This window comes from Phaeobacter sp. JH20_26, from assembly GCF_048056275.1.
Classification (GTDB): Bacteria; Pseudomonadota; Alphaproteobacteria; order Rhodobacterales; family Rhodobacteraceae; genus Phaeobacter; species Phaeobacter bryozoorum.
Window position 1 is genome coordinate 140,251 of record NZ_JAYMWL010000008.1, and the last position, 17,797, is coordinate 158,047.

Consider the following 17,797-nt stretch of genomic DNA (forward strand, 5'->3'; position numbering starts at 1 on the left):
CAGTGCCTGATTGACAGATCACCGCCGATTTGTGGCGCAAACGTGTTCAGGGCAGGACCCGCCGATGAACATTTGCTCAAGTTTTCAACAATCCGGGCGCATCCCCCTTGCTGGCCCCTACAATGGCTCAATATCGCCTTCGGCACGGGTGTCGTGGAAATCCTTCTGCCAGGCCTCGAAGGTGCCCGCAGCAATCGCCTCCCGCATGCCGCCCATGATTTCCTGGAAGTAATGCAGGTTATGCCAGGTCAGCAGCATCCCCGAAATCATCTCGTTGCTGCGGAACACATGGTGCAGATAGGCGCGCGAATAGTTCGAACACGCCGGGCAGCTGCACTGCTCATCCAGCGGGCGCGGGTCATCCTGGTGGCGGGCGTTCTTGATATTGACCACACCGTAGCGGGTAAACGCTTGCCCCGTGCGACCCGAGCGCGATGGCAGCACGCAGTCCATCATGTCGATACCACGGGCCACCGCACCGACGATATCATCAGGCTTGCCCACCCCCATCAGATAGCGCGGCTTGTCCTCAGGCAGGAAACCGGGCGCATAATCAAGACAGTCAAACATCGCCTCCTGCCCCTCGCCCACTGCCAGGCCGCCAACCGCATAGCCCTCGAATCCAATCTTCTTCAGCGCCTCGGCGCTTTCTTCGCGCAGATCCTGCTCCAGCCCGCCCTGCATAATGCCGAATAGCGCATGGCCCGGACGGTCGCCAAAGGCCTCGCGCGAGCGCTCCGCCCAACGCATCGACAGGCGCATCGACTCGGCGATCCGGTCGCGGTCGGCAGGCAGCGCCGGACATTCGTCGAAACACATCACGATGTCCGAACCGAGCAGGCGCTGGATTTCCATCGACCGTTCCGGCGTCAGCTCATGTTTGGATCCGTCTATATGGCTTTTGAAGGTCACACCCTTTTCCGTCAGCTTGCGCAGACCCGCCAGCGACATCACCTGAAACCCGCCCGAGTCCGTCAGGATCGGCCGCTCCCAGTTCATGAATTTGTGCAATCCGCCCAGACGGTCGATCCGCTCTGCCGTGGGGCGCAGCATCAGATGATAGGTATTGCCCAGCAGGATATCCGCCCCGGTCGCACGCACGCTCTCCGGCAGCATTGCCTTCACTGTTGCGGCCGTGCCCACGGGCATGAACGCAGGCGTGCGGATCTCGCCGCGCGGCGTATTGATGACACCGGTGCGGGCCTTGCCATCGGTGGCTTTCAGGTCAAATGAGATTTTCGGCGCCATGTTCTCTTCCTTGGGCTGTCTTGTGCGTGGTCCCGCCGCTGCGGGGAATTTCCTACGGGATCATCTGCCACCTGAACCCTGCTCCGCCGCGATCCGGGACCATACCGGCAGAGCCTGCCGGATGTGCCTTATCCCGGCGCGGTTTTCAAGCCTGCATGACCGCAGCCCGCGCCAAAGCCCCGCAGCCCTAGCCAGCCCCCACCCCGCACGCCACGGATGCGTCGCAGACGGGGCCGTTCCCCTTGTCTACCACCACCGCACACGCCATAGAGAAGAGGACCGGGGCGCCGTCCCCCCACGCTTGAATCCCGGGTCCACGACCCCCAACTGCATACCATAGCATACAAATTTATTGCGAGGCATAATGACCGAAGAACTCCTGCTGAGCCTGCTGACGCAGAACATCATCTATATTCTGGGCGCGATCTTCCTGATCATCCTGATCCTCAAGGGCGTCCGCATCGTGCCGCAGTCCGAAAAATACGTGGTCGAACGCTTTGGCCGCCTGCATGCGGTGCTTGGCCCCGGCATCAACTTCATCGTCCCGCTGCTCGTCTCCGTCGCCCATAAGGTCTCGATCCTGGAACGCCAGCTGCCCAACGCCAGCCAGGACGCCATCACCAAGGACAACGTGCTGGTGCAGATCGACACCTCGGTGTTCTACCGCATTCTGGAACCGGAAAAGACCGTCTATCGGATCCGCGACGTTGACGGCGCCATTGCCACCACCGTGGCCGGCATCGTGCGCGCCGAGATCGGCAAGATGGACCTGGATGAGGTGCAGTCGAACCGCTCGCAGCTGATCGGTCAGATCCAGCATCTGGTCGAAAGCGCCGTTGACGACTGGGGCATCGAAGTGACCCGCGCCGAGATCCTTGACGTGAACCTCGATCAGGCCACCCGCGACGCCATGCTGCAGCAGCTCAATGCCGAGCGCGCCCGCCGCGCCGAGGTGACCAAGGCCGAGGGCCAGAAACGCGCGGTCGAACTGGCCGCCGACGCCGAGCTCTACGCCGCCGAGCAGATCGCCAAGGCCCGCCGCATTCAGGCCGATGCCGAGGCCTATGCCACCGGGGTAGTCGCCAAAGCCATTGCCGAAAACGGTCTGGAGGCCGCGCAATATCAGGTGGCCCTGAAACAGGTCGAGGCGCTCAATGCCCTTGGCGCAGGTGAAGGCAAACAGACCATCCTGGTGCCCGCCAATGCGATTGAGGCCTTCGGCAACGCCTTCAACATGCTGAAAGGGGCCGGAAAATGACGGCCCTGCTCTCCGTCTGGTGGGTCTGGATCGCGATTGCCATCGGCCTCGCCATCGTCGAGGTGCTGGCGCCGGGCTTCATGTTCCTCGGCTTTGCCGTCGGCGCGGTGCTGGTGGCCCTGCTGCTGGTCGCCACCCCCGCAGGCAGCATCACCCTGCCGGTGCTGCTGCTGATCTACGCCACCCTCTCCCTGATCGCCTGGCTGGTCTTGCGCCACTTCTTCAAGGGCCCCAAAGGCCAGGTGAAACACTTCGACCACGATATCAACGATTGAACAAAGCCCCGTCCGGTCTGCACTGGGCGGGGATCCCCCTAGCCTCACCAGTCCCGCAATCCAATACAACAGCCGCAACCGTCAGGCTCAGCAGTGTATAGATAGCGACATTCGGAGCTGGCGCCCGTCCCCCCTGCTGGAACGCAACAAAGCGTCCGAAGCGGCCAGAGGCTATGTTGTCTTGCAAGACTCTCCTCTCTGCAAATCCTGTCCAGCGTCCAGTCTGCAATCGGATGTTATGCAACTGCGATCCGGCTGCGGCTCGAAACCTTTTTCTGCTCCGGGTCGGTCTGCTCTGCCGTTGCGAAACGTCTACCCGCGACATGCTGATATCACACGGAGATATGCCCCCTATTGGCGGACAACGCCGATCAGCTGGACGTGGTCGCGCTCATTTCGGTCGCAAAGCCACTGAGCTGACGGAGGGCTTTCAGGTAGGGATATCCTAATCTAGCATGTGATCGTCGGTCATATGACCGCGCATCCACACAAGGAAAGACCAGAGCGAATGAAGAGACTTGCCCTTGATGCAGCAGACATCCGCATTCTCAGCGCGCTCCAGCAGCATGGGCAGTTGAGCAAGGCCAAGCTGGCAGAGCTGAGCGGGCTTTCCGCGACCCCCTGCTGGGCGCGGCTGACCCGGTTGAAAGCGGGCGGATACATTCGCGGCTATCATGCCGATATCGCGCTGGAGCGGCTCGCAGATTTCGCGCAGGTGATTGTGACGGTTTCCCTCAGCCGTCATCGAAAGGCTGATTTTGAGCGCTTTGAAGCTTTTCTCAACAGCCGGGATGAGATCATTGATTGCATCGCCACCGGTGGTGGGGTCGATTACATCATGAAGATCATCAGCCCCAGCCTCGCCGCATTTCAAGACCTGATGGAAGATTTCCATGCCGAAGACCTCGGCATTGACCGCTACATGACCCATTTTGCCACGCGCCAAGTGAAATCAGCTTTGCCGAACCTCTCGAAATTGGCCGCTGCAAATCCGAAATTGCCGCTCTGGCCCAATCGGTCCTGATATGGCCCCCCAAACGGCCTGAATGGTCTGAGAAGTGATAATCTTCGGACCACTTTCGCCGCCTCTCCTGGACTACATCTCGCAAAGGTTTTGACAGTCTCCGATCAAAGCGGTCGGGGACAAAACGGGAGGTAGTTCCAATGCAAGCAGATGATTTCGGTTTCGGCACACAGATCCGCAAGTCGCCCTATTTTGACGCGACAGTGCGTTGGGGCGCGAAGGGGTTCTCCGTCTACAACCACATGTATATCCCGCGCGATTTCGGTGATCCCGAGCAGAACTTCTGGAACCTCGTGAATGACGCGATACTCTGTGATGTGGCCGTTGAACGGCAGGTTGAAATCACCGGTCCTGACGCGGCGAAATTCACCCAGATGCTGACCTGCCGCGATCTGTCCAAGATGGCGGTCGGCCAGTGCAAATACATCCTGATCACCAATGCCGACGGCGGCATTCTGAACGATCCGGTCCTGCTGCGTCTTGCCGAGAACCATTTCTGGATCTCTCTTGCTGATAGCGACATTCTTCTTTGGGCGCAGGGGGTTGCGGTCAACTCTGGCCTTGATGTCACGATTGGTGAGCCGGATGTCTCGCCGCTGCAATTGCAAGGCCCCAAATCCGGCGAGATCATGCGCGCGCTGTTTGGCGACGGGATCATGGACCTGCGCTACTACTGGCTGCGCGAAGTCGAGCTGAACGGCATCCCGCTGATCGTGTCCCGCACCGGCTGGTCCAGCGAGCTGGGCTATGAAATCTACCTGCGCGACGGTTCCAAAGGCGATCTGCTGTGGGAAACCATTATGGCAGCCGGTCTGGAATTTGGCCTCAAGCCCGGCCACACATCCTCCATCCGCCGCATCGAAGGTGGGATGTTGTCGTATCACGCGGATGCCGACATGGGCACCAACCCCTTTGAGCTTGGGTTTGACCGGTTGGTGAACCTCGACATGGAGGCTGATTTCATCGGCAAGGCCGCGTTGCGCCGTATCAGGGACGAAGGTGTCAGCCGTAAGCAGATCGGCCTGATCATCGACGGCGATCCTCTTGCGGGTCCCAACACGACATTCTGGGACATCAATTCGGGTGGCGAAGCAATCGGCAAGGTCACCTCTGCGGTTTATTCCCCGCGTTTGGAGCAGAACATCGCCTTGGCCATGGTGTCAGCGGAACACGCCAACATCGGTGCACAGGTTGAGGTCGTCACGAAATCCGGCCCCGTCCGCGCAACAATCTGCGAGCGCCCGTTCTATGATCCCAAAAAACAGATCGCTGCCGCTTAACGTCCTGCTACATGAAAGAATACCGAAATGTCAGATCTCGCGATTGAGCTGCACTGGCAGCGCGCAGCGCCCGTATTGCAAACCGGCTCCTATTCGAACGAGCACACCGTGCAATACAACAACCGCTATGACCTGCTGGTCGATTCCGCCCCTGATTGGGGCGGAAACCCGGAGAACACAAACCCCGAACAGGCCCTCGCCTCGGCGCTGTCGAGCTGTCATATGATGACCTTTCTTGCGCTGGCCGCAAAGGCGGGCTGGCCGGTGGCCAGCTACCACGATTACGCCGAGGCCCATCTGGGCAAGAACCCCAAGGGCCAGATGTCGGTAACGCGGATTGATCTGCATCCGGTGGTGCGTTTTGACACCGGCTTTACGGTGGGCGACGCCGAACTGGCGCAGATGCAGGACCGCGCGCACCGCTACTGCTTTATTGCGAACACCCTCGCCGACAGTGTCGAAATCAACATTCTTTAGCGCTCGAATAAGGGATACCCCCCGTGACCACCTCTGACATCCTGCTGCGCGTTCTGGACGGGACCGGAATATTGCGCCTGACCTTGAATGACGTGCGTCGGCGCAATGCCTTGTCCGAGGCGATGCTGGCGGAACTCGGTGCTGCGTTTGCAGCCGCCGGGACCGATCCAAATGTGCGGGTCATTGTCCTGGCGGCCAATGGCCCTGCGTTTTGTGCAGGCCATGACCTCAAGGAAATGACCGCTGGGCGTTTGAACGGAGATGGTGGTAAAGCCTATTTTGCCCATGTCATGGCGATGTGCGCAGGCGTGATGCAAGGCATCGTGAATTGCCCCAAACCCGTCATCGCTGAGGTCACAGGCATCGCAACGGCCGCAGGCTGCCAGCTGGTCGCAAGCTGTGATCTGGCCATTGCGGCGGACACGGCGCAATTCAGCACACCGGGTGTTCACATCGGGTTGTTCTGCTCCACCCCGATGGTGGCGCTGTCGCGCAATGTTGCGGACAAACACGCGATGGAAATGCTGCTAACCGGTGACCTGACCTCAGCCGCGCGGGCCGCCGAAATCGGCCTTGTGAACCGCGTCGCGGCACCTGACGCGTTGCAAACGGTAACGATGGAGTTGGCGCGCAAGATTGCGTCAAAATCCAGCATGACGCTGGCAACCGGCAAACGCGCCTATTACGCCCAGCGCGAGATGTCGCTGCCCGATGCCTACGATTATGCCTCTGCTGTGATGGTCGACAACATGCTGGCGCAAGACGCCGAAGAAGGGATCGAAGCGTTCATCGAAAAGCGCGCGCCCCAATGGCAGGACGCCTGAGCCATGACCGCAAACCCCTATAATACCGATCTGGACCGCAATCCTGCAAACCATCAGCCACTGACGCCGCTGACATTTCTGGAACGCGCGGCCTCGGTCTTTCCTGATCACACTGCGATGGTGCATGGCCCGTTGCGGCGCAATTATGCGGCGTTTTATGCGCGATCACGTCAGTTGGCCTGTGCTTTGGCAGAGCAAGGCATCGGGCGCGGTGACACCGTGTCGGCCCTGCTGGCCAATACGCCCGCAATGCTGGAATGCCATTACGGTGTTCCCATGTGTGGCGGGGTCCTGCATTCCGTGAACACCCGGCTAGATGCCTCGGTGATTGCGTTTCAGCTGGACCATGCCATGTGCAAAATCGTCATCGTAGACCGCGAATTCATGCCCTTGATGCAGGATGCGCTGGCGCTGGCAACAGTGCGCCCGCTTGTCATCCAATACGACGACGCTGAATTCTGCGGACCCGTTACCGAGGCAGATGCGCAGGATTACGAGGCCTTCCTGTCGACGGGCGATCCTGAATTCGACTGGCTGATGCCGCTGGATGAATGGGACGCGATTTCGATCAACTACACATCGGGGACGACAGGTGATCCAAAGGGTGTGGTTTCGCACCACCGGGGGGCCTATCTGCTGGCGCAGGGCAATGCGCTGACGACGTCGATGGCGAAACATGCGGTCTATCTGTGGACGCTGCCAATGTTCCACTGCAATGGCTGGTGTTTCCCATGGACGCTGTCGGCGATCATCGGCACCCATGTCTGCCTGCGTCAGGTGCGGGCAGGACCAATCTGGGCCGCTTTGGCAGATGAGCACGTCACCCACCTGTGCGGCGCGCCAATTGTCATGTCACTGATGATCTCGGCCCCCGAGGCCGACAAGCGCCAACTTGATCATACCGTGCAATTCTTTACCGCTGCCGCCCCGCCGCCGGAGAAGCTGCTGGCGGATATGAAAACCTCAGGCTTTGATGTCACGCATCTCTATGGGCTGACTGAAACCTACGGCCCTGCCGTGGTGAATGACTGGCATCAGGACTGGTCCGATCTCCCGCCCGCCGAACAGGCCAAGCTGAAATCGCGCCAAGGCGTGCGTTACCTGCCGCTTGAGGGATTGGACGTGCTGGACCCGGACACCATGCTGCCCGTGCCGCGCGACGGGAAAACCATGGGCGAGGTGATGTTTCGCGGCAACGTCGTCATGAAGGGGTATTTCCGCAATCCCACAGCCACCCAAGAGGCCTTTGCAGGCGGCTGGTTCCATTCCGGCGATCTCGGCGTGCGGCACGCCGACGGCTATATTCAGCTGAAGGATCGCTCCAAGGATATCATCATTTCGGGCGGCGAGAATATTTCGTCCATTGAGGTGGAAGAAGCGCTTTATCGTCACCCCGCCGTCGCGATTGCTGCCGTGGTGGCCATGCCGCACGAAAAATGGGGCGAAACGCCCTGTGCTTTTGTGGAACTGGCTACAGGTGAACATGTGGATGCCGCCACATTGCGCGCGTGGTGCAAGGACCAGCTTGCGCCCTACAAGGTGCCCGGACAGTTCGTGTTCATGCCGATCCCGCGCACGTCAACCGGCAAGATCCAGAAATTCATCTTGCGCGATCAGGCCCAGAAGATCGCGGAAAACGCACATGCAGGTCAAATGACACCGGCTCAGTAAGCCGGTGTCAATTGCAATCCTGTCAGGCTGGCAAAACCTTTGATCGTTGCTCGCCCAATCCGTCGATACCCAAGGTCACAACCTCCCCGCCGTGCAGATACCGCTGCGGGGATTGACCCATCCCCACGCCCGGAGGCGTGCCGGTTGAAATGACATCCCCCGACTGCAGGCTCATGAACTGGCTGCAATAGGACACGAGGTGCGGGATCTTGAAGATCAATGTCGCGGTTGATCCTGTCTGCATGCGTTTGCCATCCACATCCAGCCACATCCCCATGTTGTCCATGTCTGCGATCTCATCAACTGTGACGAGCCAAGGCCCTGTTGGCCCAAAGGTATCGCAGCCTTTGCCCTTGTCCCACGTGCCTGCCCGATTGAGCTGAAAATCGCGCTCTGACACATCGTTGATCACACAAAACCCTGCGACATGGTCCATCGCGTTGCCCTCGTCGATATAAGATCCCGGTTCGCCGATCACGACGCCCAATTCGACCTCCCAATCGGTTTTGACCGAACCGCGCGGGACCTGAATGTCATCATTCGGGCCGACCACCGCAGAGGTCCATTTGTTGAAGATGATGGGTTCTTCGGGGATCGGCATCCCCGCCTCTTCGGCGTGATCGGCGTAGTTCAGGCCGATGCAGACAAATTTGCCGATATTCCCGACACAGGCCCCAAGGCGCAGATCCTCTTGAGGTGTGCCGTCAACCAGCGGCAGTGTTTCCGGGTCCAGTGCTTGCAAGGCCTTCAGGCCAGCAGGGCGCAATGTCTCACCAGAGATATCCGGGACCAGGCCCGACAGATCGCGCACGCGGCCTGACGCATCCAGAAGCCCGGGTTTTTCTGCGCCGGGCGCGCCGTAGCGGAGAAGCTTCATATCGTGTCCTCATAATTATGGCTTGAATATCGTGTCATCAGGCAGCGCCGCGCGCCGCCCACAGGGCCCCACGGCGGATAATCTCGGTAACTTGCGGCACCTTCAGGTCGTCCAACTCGTGGCCGATTGAGCAATAGAACACCCGGCCCTTGTCCCAGCGGCGTTTCCAGACAACCGGGATCACGGTGCCTTCGATCCACCACAGATGATCGCCCGAAAACGTCGTGGTCGCCAGGACCTCGTTCGATGGATCGACGAGCATATGGTATTGCTCGGTCGTCAGGCGGAAACTCTTGATGTCTTGCACAATCGGATCGTCGGGTTTGCAGATGGTCACATCGGAATCAATATGGTCTTCGCGCGGCTGCAGGTTGTCGGGCCATCCGGGCGGATGGGCCACAAACTGACCGCCGATCAGGAAATGATAGGTCGGGCGATCGCGGAACGCATCCCCCATATGCCCGTGCCAACCAGCCGCCAACAAACAGCGCCGCTTTCATGGTGTATCCTTTCGCATGTAGGTCGATATCGACGCCATATCGCGGGCGCCATAACTTGCCTTTCCCCCTCGATCAATTTGGCCAGTGTGGTTCGGCCTTGCGGCATCGCAGTGCCAAGCCGATCTGCAAGCTGTGGCGTCACTTCCATGTCTTTGCGGGCCAGTGCCACGGTAAAGGTGACATCGTGATCTGCCTCGTTCAGATAGAGCGGACGCCGGTATTTGAGCATTGGCGCACAGGCCGCAATCACATCGAATGCCTGCTCAGACGTGATGCCGGAGGCTTCGGCCAGGGTCATCGTTTCGGCAAGCGTCTGAATAATCCCGTGGATCAGCGAATTCACCGCCAGTTTCATCACAGCCCCTGCCCAGGACCGACCGAGATAGATGGTTTGTCGGCTCACCGCATCGAATACGGTCGCAAGATCAGCATCTTCGTCACGGCAGTCGGCCATGACCAGCAGATCTGCACTTGCAGCAGCTTGTGTCGCCCGGAGACCGGCGCATCAATCACCCGGATATTCTCTGGCGCCGTTGCGACCAGATCGGCGATGTGGTCAGGGCTCATCGTGCCCATTTCCACCAAGGTCGCGCTGCCTGTCGAGGCAAACAATCCGTCGCGGCCGAGATGCACTGCATAAGAGGCCGCGTCATCGGCCAACATCGTGACAACGATGTCAGCCCGCGCCGCCAGATCCACAGGGGTCTGCACTGCCAGACAGCCTTCGGATTTTAATCCGACCCGGCAATCAGGCCTTCTTTGATATCCTGCAATCCTATCAGGGATATCGCACCTGCTACTACCGCAGGTTCAACGTCGGCCGCGCGACCCCATGGCATAATGACGCCTATGTGAAGGCGCGCGAATGGATTGATGCCTCCATCGCGACGATCAAACCCGGCGTCTCCACCGACAAGGTGGTTGAGGTTTGACCAACAGCCCGGGAACTCGGCTTTGCGAATGAAGATCAGGGCGTTGGGCACCAGGGCTGCCGCTGTATGCGCCGACTTTTCCCATATGGATCAAGCCGGGGCCGAGGACGTGATAGGCTTTGCCGTCGGCGCCGTGCTGGTGGCCCTGCTGCTGGTCGCCACCCCCGCAGGCAGCATCACCCTGCCGGTGCTGCTGCTGATCTACGCCACCCTCTCGCTGATCGCCTGGCTGGTCTTGCGCCACTTCTTCAAGGGCCCAAAAGGCCAGGTGAAACACTTCGACCACGACATCAACGACTGAACAAAGCCCCGTCCGGTCTGCACTGGGCGGGGATCCCCGAGCAGCCAATCGACATTTGGGAGACCACTGAGCAGCGCCCGCGCGCCGATGTAGTCGCACCTGACCGTCGGTAACGAACAGATCGAGCGGGTGCCCTGGCTGTCGCAGATGGCATGCAGCTTGGTGTTCATTCTACACTTGTCTCGCCCCCTCTCGGGACATTGCTGCGCAATGCCCTGCCGGGCAAGGGATCAGGCGGCCGCACCTCCCCTCGTCGGGGAATTGATCCACTGGATCAGTTCCTTATCATCCATAGTTCGCGGCCATGCTGATCGCTGTGCGGTGGGCTTTTAGATACGTCGCGTCAATCATCACGGCCTGTTCTTCGCCGTGCCCGGCGGCCAGCCCCGCCATCATCCGCGCGAAGATGCCATTCTCGCTCCAGCGCGTTCAGCGGCTGTAGAGAGACTTATGCGGGCCGTACTCCCGAGGAGCATCGCACCAGCGCAACCCATCGCGATTGATAAAGATACTCCGCTCAACACACGTCGGCCATCAACGCGGGGCTCGCCGTGGAACTTGGGAAAGAAGGGCTCAAAGCGCGCCATATGCGCATCCGTCAGCCAAAAAAATCAGACAATTCACCGCTCCGTTTTCGGAACCGTGAATCACGCGTTGCAGCAGAAACCTTCTGATCCTGTCCCTAGGCCTCTCGTTTGGCAGACACCATCAGCCACCATGCAAGTAGCGGAAAACCAGCAAGCTCGAAGGCGAACGAAGGGGCAATGGCAGCGCTGAATACCCCGCCGGTGTCCATGGCGCTTAGTCGGAACAGACCCGCAACTGCGATCATCGCCGACAGAATGATCAAGGTTGGGCGAAGCTGGCGCATTGTAAAACCTCCGATCATGAACACAGCACCGACGCCAAACCAGACACCACCAATAAATCGTATGTGACTATCTTGAGCATGGAATGTTGCCGCATCGGTGATCGAAACGAAATCACGTGTCGATTGCCATCCCAGTGTCTTTATCCCGCCAAGGCCGACGTTCAAACCTAGGAGGACAATGACGGCACCAATGATCACGACGACCGCGTTCAGTAGTTTGATCTTCTTCATTTCATGTCTCCTAGAGGTTGGCGCTGAGGCTGAATAATAATTCAGTACGCGTCCCATATTAATGTAAACTTGACATTGCAAGATTTATTTGGGACGCGTTCCAGATTAAATTGGAGTGTCCAACCATGGCTAGACGCGCTGGCAGACCTCGCCGAAGCGAGACCGATATCCTTGGATTCCAGGCAAAAATTGGGAAGCACGCGCTTGAGATTTACCAAGCAGAAGGCTTCGAAGCGATTTCAATCCGGCGTCTGGCGAAGGAGGTTGGATGCGCGCCGATGACGATCTATGCGCATTTCGAGGGCAAGACAGATATCCTGCGATACCTTTGGGCGGACGTCCTATCGGACATGTCAGATGAAATCCGGAAGACGCTAACGGATATCGCTGCTCCAAGTGAACGGTTGCAGTCGGCGGCACAAACCTTTGTCGCCTATTGGACCAATCATCCCGATCATTTTCGACTTGTCTTTATGTCCAACGACGTGAACCGCGCGGATGTCAGTACCTTCGTGAGCGATGAGAAGACCCTGGCACATTTCGCAGTCTTTTCAGATTTGATCCGAGAGGTTCTTCCGGACGCAGCCGATGTTCAAGTGAGGACCGACACGCTCATATCGGGAATGATCGGCATTGCTCTTTGCATGAACACTATCCCTGATTACCCTTGGGTCGATACACCACTGATGACCGAACGTTTATTAAAAAGCGTCGTTGCATAAGCCGATAGGCAGTTTCGGAATGAGACAGACTTCCATGCGATCAGCAGCATTGGACACAGTGGGCCGATAGCATACTTGAGGCGATGCGGCGCCGAGAGACCAGCCCAAGCTTGTCCCAGGCCAACCGTGATAGGCTCAGGCCCGCCGAAATCACCCAATGCCGCACCTTAGACGGACCGTGGCTTTCAAAAACTAGCGGTTGCGCTGCTACCCAGCTTTGACAGCGGCGCTGGACGGGACGGGTCGCCGTTGCCATAGCATCACGATGATCGCTGTCACCACGATCTGGACAGATGCGAAAACGATCATGGCCGACAGCAGGCCGAGCCTGTCCGCCAGTGCGCCGCTGGCAATCACGGGCAGCGAGAAGCCGAAATAGGCATAGACGAAGAGACCCGCCGTCGCCCGCGCCCGATCATCCGGCGCATGTAGCGAGACCTCTGCCAAAGCGGCGAGATAGGTAAAGCCATAGCTGGCCGCACTGGTGATGCAGGTGCCGATCAGAACAAATGCCAGAACCTTCAGCCAGACACCGGCCAGAAGAACGAGAAAGCCGAGCGGGATCAGGACAAACCCGAGGGCGAGCGCCCGTTCGTTGGTCATGCGGCGGGCAATCGGCTGGCACAGAAAGCCCACAAAGATCGCAAGAAAGATGACAAGGCCCGTCCAGCCGCCAAGGTCGTTCGCGGCAAGTTCCAGCGGAACAACCGCAATGGTCATGCCTGTCGTGGACCAGGCCAGCGCCATCGCGGCCCCGAAAACCCAAACGCCAGCCGGGAACACCGGAAGGCGCAGAACCGATACCGGCTTGGGCGTGTCGACCCGCGGCAATGCAAGGACAAGGACCGCGAGCACCGGTGCTGCCACAAACAGCGCGATATAGCTCGCAGGCAGCAAACTTGGCCCCTGCACACCAAGGCTGATACCGGTCGCCAGAGCGCCACCACCAAAGCCGAGCGATGTTGCGGAGGTGACAATCAGAGCGGCGCTCCTTGCGCGCTCCGCGCCGCGAATTTCCGTCATATAGGCGGTTCCGGCAGTCGTCGCGAGACCTGTCCCGATCCCGAGCAGGAAGCGCGCGGTGACCAGACTTGTCCAGCTTGGCACCTGCACCAGCAGCGCGGTTGCGACGTCTCCGAAGATCAGCGCCAGTGCAATCGGAACCCGGCGACCGATCCGATCCGATAGCCCGCCCACCAGCAGCAGCGTCGGCATGAGACCTCCGACATAGGCCGCGAACGCGACCGTCACTGCCGTCGCCCCAACGTCGCTTTCGGCGGCATAGACATCATAGAGCGGAGCCTGAAGGTTCACGGCGAATGTCACCGTGAACAAGCCAAAGGCAAGAAGTGAAATCGGGATGAGTTTGGACATGGGGTGGACCTTGAAGGTTGACTTCAGATCGGAATGCCATGAGCCTTTAAATATGACAATTTTTCTATTGTACTAATTACAGTGAAGAGATGAGGAAATCCAGATACATACGCTTGGCCGACATGCTCTCGGCAGTGATCCGGCAGGGCAAGCTTGCCCCGGGCACCAAACTCCCGACACATCGGGCGTTTGCGGAGCAGTTCAACGTCGCCCTCGCCACGGCGACGCGCGCCTACGGGGAGCTTGAACGTCGCGGGCTGATTGTCGGCGAGGCTGGTCGCGGCACCTATGTGCGCGACCTTGACCTGCCGACGACGCTTGGTGTTCGACAGACGGTCAGCGATGGTCTCGTCGACCTCGTCTTCAACATGCCGGGTGACGCAGCCGATGCAGATATGCTGCGTGCTGGCCTTCGGCGGCTAGCGACCACGGGTGATCTTGAGGCGATGCTGCGCTACCAGCCCCATGGCGGACGCACCCACGAACGCCGGATCATCGCCGAAAATCTCACATCAACGCTTGGTCCCATTGATCCCGAATGCCTGTTGGTCACCTCCGGTGGCCAGCATGGATTGGCCATCATCGCCCTTGGGCTATTTCAACGCGGTGACGCCATCGCCACCGACACGCTGACCTACCCCGGCTTCAAATCCATCGCGACATTGCAGGGGATTGACCTTATCCCGGTGGACGGGCGGGACGGCGTGATGAGCCCGGATGATCTGGACAGACAGTGCCGCGACCGAAAGATCCGGGCAATCTATCTGATGCCCACCGTCCATAATCCCCTGGGCGCAGTCATGGACGAACCAACGCGCCACCGTCTGATCGGCGTCGCGCGCAAACATGATCTTCTGGTGATCGAGGACGCTGCATACGCCTTTCTGGAGCCGGACCCGCCGCCGAGCCTCATCTCGCTTGCGCCGGAGCGTACCGTTCATGTGGGCGGCTTCTCCAAGAGCCTCGCCACGGGGCTACGCCTGGGATACGTGATCGCCCCTGCAAACCACTGCGACAGACTGCTTGAAGCGATCCGGGCGACGACATGGAACACCCCGGCGCTGATTTCCGGTCTGGTCACGGGCTGGGTGGAAGATGGCACGCTGGTGGCTTCGGAGGAAAACCGCAGACGGGATGGCGCTGAGCGCCAGCAGCTCTGCCGGACCGCGTTGGGTGGCGCGCGCATCCTGTCGCACCCGAATGCAGGTTTTGCCTGGCTGCCGCTGGAGAAAGGTGTCCGCGCCGAGCCTATCGTCACACGTCTGAAAGAACACGGCATCTCGGCATCGGGAGCAGACCCCTTTGCGACAACCGTTGCTGTGCCACAGGCATTGCGGCTCGCTTTCGGTGGCATTTCAAAGAGTGAGTTGAGGGAGGTTTTCCAGACCGTCCGAAAAGCCGTCGAGGAAACTTCGATAGCCTAGGGAAGCTCCGGCACCGGCTGTCGAGCGAATACCGCGAACTGACGTTTGCCGCCGGTTCATCTTTGGTGCTGCTTGCTGACGGCACATCCGGCAAAGGGGGGAATGAGTATTGGCAGCCGTGTCATGCCAAACGTCCAACACTCCGCACCCATCCGAAAGGCAGGGCTTCAGACACGGGCGGCCTCATCGGCCAGAAACGCCCCCTGACACCAGACACGTATGCCGAATGGACAGCTGCAACCGCAAACCGTGCGAAAGCAGGCACCTTGATGTGGTGCCTGCTTCGATTGCTGTACTGGTCCCCTAGGCAAACAGGATGTCATCTGATCCCAAAATGGTGATCGTCACAGTTTCCGTGTCCAGACCGCCATCGCCGTCATCGACCGTGTAGGCGAAGCTGTCAGTGGCCGTCTCCCCGCTGTTCAAATGCTCGAACATACCGTCGGCGGAATAGGTGAACGTGCCGTCGCCGTTGTTGATGACATCGCCAAGGGTGCCGCTGTCGTCAATCGTGAACACAAAGGTATCGCTGTCTGGATCGGTGACATTTGCTGCAACCGTGACCGAGGGGCTGGGGCCATTCAGGGTTGAGCTGAACTGAACCCCGTCCACGCGCAGATCATCGGTCCGCGCATACTCATAGTTAAGCGGGCCGACCGAAATCTGGGCATCCACCGTGACACCGCCTCCAAGATCCAAGCCTGCGATGTCCAGCTCGATGCTGTCGATGTTCTGATTGGTGTCGGCAAACAAGATCCACTGAGGGTTCGACAGGTCGACATCGCCGTTGCCCCCGTTGATGACCCAATCGGTCGAGGCGATTGTCTGTCCCGTCCCATCCACGAACACCTCGCCCGCGAATGCCCAGCCGGTGCTATTGGGGTTGGGCTGGACGATCACGCCGTTGCCCTCACTGAGATACTGCGCGGCGATCTGATCAAAGGTGAAATTCGCGCCCCCGTCGCGCTGGATAGACGCCGCCGTGCCCGTGTCGAAATCGTAGACATAGAAACGCCCGGCATTGGGGATCGTATAGGCACCGATGCCATCAGAGCTGGCAACCTGCGGATCTTCGTCGACAGTGCCGGTCACCGCTTGTGCCACCGGGGCGTCATTTGTGCCGTTCACTGTGAACGACAGGGTTTGCGTGTCAGAGCCGCCGTTGCCGTCCTGCACGGTCACGTCATACTCGATCATCAGCGTCTCGCCCGCGGCCAGATAGGCCGCATCCACCGCGCCTATGTCAAAAGCCCAGTCCACAGAGCCGGACGCTTGCGCTGCGGTGCTGTTCACGCTGAGCTCGATCAGGGCCAGCGCCTGCGCCGAGGTCAGCCCGCCTGCATCGCCCACAAAGCGCACCGCATCAATCTCTGCCGTGTGCTCATCCGTGACATCGACATCGTTGAATTCAATCGTGCCCTGACGGGTGATCTCCATATCGTAGTCAAGGCCGACAAAGTAATTGGTCTCGTTGTCACCATCACTCGCTAGGAACAGCTTGAGACCCAAAGACGGATCAATCGCGTTGGTTTGATCGGGTTTTGAGGACGCCGGGTCAAAGCCATCAAACGTGCCAATCAGCGCACCCGAACTGCTGAACACCGAGATGACATCGCTGAGACCGTCGAGGACGATTTCGAGGCTAAAGGTATTCTGCTGCCCGCCGCTCAGATTGAGTAGGTTCAGCTCAATCGCACCATCCTGTAGCGAGTCTCCCGGCTGCGAGTCCGTCTTGAGCTCGCCGTTATACAGGCGTCCCGCCCTGCTGTTGACAGAGAAATACGACACCTGACCGACACCATCGGTGAGACCAAAAAAGACGTCCTGATCGCCGCCTGTCCGTGCGACTTCACCCTGAACAGTCACGACGACCTTGTCGTTCGCCTCCAGCGCGCCTTGCTCGACAATATCAAAAACGGTGTGTGGCGCACGCCTGTCTTCGGTGTTGATATTCACCCGCATCGCATCCTGACCGCCGACCGTCTGGATCGAAGCCGTGCCGCTTGTGGGATCAAAGGCCTCGATGAAATCTTGCGCGTCAAAGCTGCCGGATGTGGTAAAGCCCGCGCCGATCTCTTCCACCAGATCAGAGTTCGCGACATTGATGATCGGCGCGTCGTTCTGGCCGGTGATGGCGACAGTGACCGTCTCAGTGGAAGTGCCGCCATTGCCGTCATCCACAGTGTAGGTGAAGCTGTCGGTTGCTGTTTCTCCAACCGCGAGGCTGTCAAACGCGCCGCTGGGGTCATAGCCAAACGTGCCATCGCCGTTGTCGGTGACCGCGCCAAGCGTGCCTGTGGTGTCGACGCTGAACGTGTGGCTGTCAGCGGCATCGACATCTGTGAAGTCCGCCGCAATGGTGATGGCAGGGCCGTCTTCGTCGGCAGTATCGGTTACCGCCATGGCAACCGGCGCGTCGTTCTGGCCGGTGACGGTGATCGTCACGGTTTCGGTCGCAGTGCCGCCATTGCCATCATCCACAGTGTAGGTGAAGCTGTCGGTTGCTGT

The 17,797-nt window shown here is 59.4% G+C and carries 18 protein-coding genes and 2 pseudogenes; 11 read left to right on the forward strand and 9 right to left on the reverse strand.

The window, feature by feature from the left end; translation table 11 throughout:
- Window positions 1-117: 117 nt before the first annotated feature.
- Window positions 118-1,248: a tRNA guanosine(34) transglycosylase Tgt gene (gene tgt, locus VWY60_RS03300; protein WP_340545932.1), complete on the reverse strand. Its 1,131-nt coding sequence runs from the start codon at window positions 1,246-1,248 to the stop codon at window positions 118-120.
- Window positions 1,249-1,612: 364 nt separating this feature from the next.
- Between tgt and VWY60_RS03305 the strand changes: the two genes are divergently transcribed.
- The 7 genes from VWY60_RS03305 (at window position 1,613) to VWY60_RS03335 (ending at window position 8,057) form a co-directional block, all read left to right on the forward strand.
- A complete protein-coding gene (locus tag VWY60_RS03305; protein WP_416539813.1) occupies window positions 1,613-2,506 on the forward strand; it encodes an SPFH domain-containing protein in 894 nt (297 codons plus the stop codon).
- Window positions 2,503-2,781 carry an NfeD family protein gene (locus VWY60_RS03310; protein WP_340545934.1) on the forward strand — a complete coding sequence of 93 codons (279 nt, stop codon included), beginning with the start codon at window positions 2,503-2,505 and terminating at the stop codon, window positions 2,779-2,781. The genes VWY60_RS03305 and VWY60_RS03310 overlap by 4 nt, the downstream gene beginning before the upstream one ends.
- A 508-nt stretch (window positions 2,782-3,289) precedes the next feature.
- On the forward strand, window positions 3,290-3,805 hold the full coding sequence (locus VWY60_RS03315) for an Lrp/AsnC family transcriptional regulator (protein ID WP_416539814.1): 516 nt from the start codon (window positions 3,290-3,292) through the stop codon (window positions 3,803-3,805).
- A 140-nt stretch (window positions 3,806-3,945) separates the two neighbouring features.
- Entirely contained in the window at window positions 3,946-5,085 is a 1,140-nt protein-coding gene (locus VWY60_RS03320) for a glycine cleavage T C-terminal barrel domain-containing protein (RefSeq protein WP_416539815.1), read from the forward strand.
- Window positions 5,086-5,112: 27 nt separating this feature from the next.
- Window positions 5,113-5,562, forward strand: a complete 450-nt coding sequence (locus VWY60_RS03325; RefSeq protein WP_416535163.1) for an OsmC family protein — start codon at window positions 5,113-5,115, stop codon at window positions 5,560-5,562.
- A 23-nt stretch (window positions 5,563-5,585) separates the two neighbouring features.
- On the forward strand, window positions 5,586-6,386 hold the full coding sequence (locus tag VWY60_RS03330) for an enoyl-CoA hydratase (RefSeq protein ID WP_416539816.1): 801 nt from the start codon (window positions 5,586-5,588) through the stop codon (window positions 6,384-6,386).
- Between the two features lie 3 nt (window positions 6,387-6,389).
- Window positions 6,390-8,057, forward strand: coding sequence for an acyl-CoA synthetase (locus VWY60_RS03335; RefSeq protein WP_416539817.1), 1,668 nt, complete (start codon window positions 6,390-6,392; stop codon window positions 8,055-8,057).
- 22 nt (window positions 8,058-8,079) lie between these two features.
- Here VWY60_RS03335 and VWY60_RS03340 read toward each other — a convergent pair whose 3' ends face one another.
- From VWY60_RS03340 to VWY60_RS03355, 4 genes are read right to left on the reverse strand one after another with little or no spacing between them, the layout of a single operon-like run.
- Window positions 8,080-8,934, reverse strand: a complete 855-nt coding sequence (locus VWY60_RS03340; RefSeq protein ID WP_416539818.1) for a fumarylacetoacetate hydrolase family protein — start codon at window positions 8,932-8,934, stop codon at window positions 8,080-8,082.
- Window positions 8,935-8,971: 37 nt separating this feature from the next.
- Window positions 8,972-9,391 carry a ThuA domain-containing protein gene (locus VWY60_RS03345; RefSeq protein WP_416539819.1) on the reverse strand — a complete coding sequence of 140 codons (420 nt, stop codon included), beginning with the start codon at window positions 9,389-9,391 and terminating at the stop codon, window positions 8,972-8,974.
- Entirely contained in the window at window positions 9,349-9,789 is a 441-nt protein-coding gene (locus VWY60_RS03350; RefSeq protein ID WP_416539820.1) for an NAD-binding protein, read from the reverse strand. The genes VWY60_RS03345 and VWY60_RS03350 overlap by 43 nt, the downstream gene beginning before the upstream one ends.
- 44 nt (window positions 9,790-9,833) lie before the next feature.
- On the reverse strand, window positions 9,834-10,220 hold the full coding sequence (locus VWY60_RS03355; protein WP_416539828.1) for an NAD(P)-binding domain-containing protein: 387 nt from the start codon (window positions 10,218-10,220) through the stop codon (window positions 9,834-9,836).
- Between VWY60_RS03355 and VWY60_RS03360 the strand changes: the two are divergent.
- Both VWY60_RS03360 and VWY60_RS03365 read left to right on the forward strand, forming a co-directional pair.
- Window positions 10,103-10,363: pseudogene (locus VWY60_RS03360) on the forward strand (M24 family metallopeptidase); the annotation flags it as partial. The gene VWY60_RS03355 and the pseudogene VWY60_RS03360 sit on opposite strands and share 118 nt — an antisense overlap.
- A gap of 25 nt (window positions 10,364-10,388) precedes the next feature.
- The gene (locus VWY60_RS03365; protein WP_416539821.1) at window positions 10,389-10,667 is read left to right on the forward strand and encodes a hypothetical protein; all 279 of its coding nucleotides are present in this window, start codon (window positions 10,389-10,391) and stop codon (window positions 10,665-10,667) included.
- 32 nt (window positions 10,668-10,699) lie between these two features.
- Here VWY60_RS03365 and VWY60_RS03370 read toward each other — a convergent pair.
- Both VWY60_RS03370 and VWY60_RS03375 read right to left on the reverse strand, forming a co-directional pair.
- Window positions 10,700-11,254: pseudogene (locus VWY60_RS03370) on the reverse strand (transposase); the annotation flags it as partial.
- 95 nt (window positions 11,255-11,349) lie between these two features.
- On the reverse strand, window positions 11,350-11,769 hold the full coding sequence (locus tag VWY60_RS03375) for a DUF4345 domain-containing protein (protein ID WP_416539822.1): 420 nt from the start codon (window positions 11,767-11,769) through the stop codon (window positions 11,350-11,352).
- A gap of 125 nt (window positions 11,770-11,894) precedes the next feature.
- Here VWY60_RS03375 and VWY60_RS03380 point away from each other — a divergent pair, with 125 nt between their 5' ends.
- Entirely contained in the window at window positions 11,895-12,491 is a 597-nt protein-coding gene (locus tag VWY60_RS03380; protein ID WP_416539823.1) for a TetR/AcrR family transcriptional regulator, read from the forward strand.
- Between the two features lie 207 nt (window positions 12,492-12,698).
- Here VWY60_RS03380 and VWY60_RS03385 read toward each other — a convergent pair whose 3' ends face one another.
- The gene (locus tag VWY60_RS03385) at window positions 12,699-13,865 is read right to left on the reverse strand and encodes an MFS transporter (protein ID WP_416539824.1); all 1,167 of its coding nucleotides are present in this window, start codon (window positions 13,863-13,865) and stop codon (window positions 12,699-12,701) included.
- Window positions 13,866-13,978: 113 nt separating this feature from the next.
- Between VWY60_RS03385 and VWY60_RS03390 the strand changes: the two genes are divergently transcribed.
- Complete coding sequence (locus tag VWY60_RS03390) at window positions 13,979-15,289, forward strand: PLP-dependent aminotransferase family protein (RefSeq protein ID WP_416538986.1); 1,311 nt, start codon at window positions 13,979-13,981, stop codon at window positions 15,287-15,289.
- A 303-nt stretch (window positions 15,290-15,592) separates the two neighbouring features.
- On the opposite strand, the gene VWY60_RS03395 is transcribed toward VWY60_RS03390, so the two are convergent.
- Window positions 15,593-17,797: VCBS domain-containing protein (locus tag VWY60_RS03395; protein ID WP_416539825.1), on the reverse strand; the 2,205-nt coding region annotated here is incomplete at its 5' end.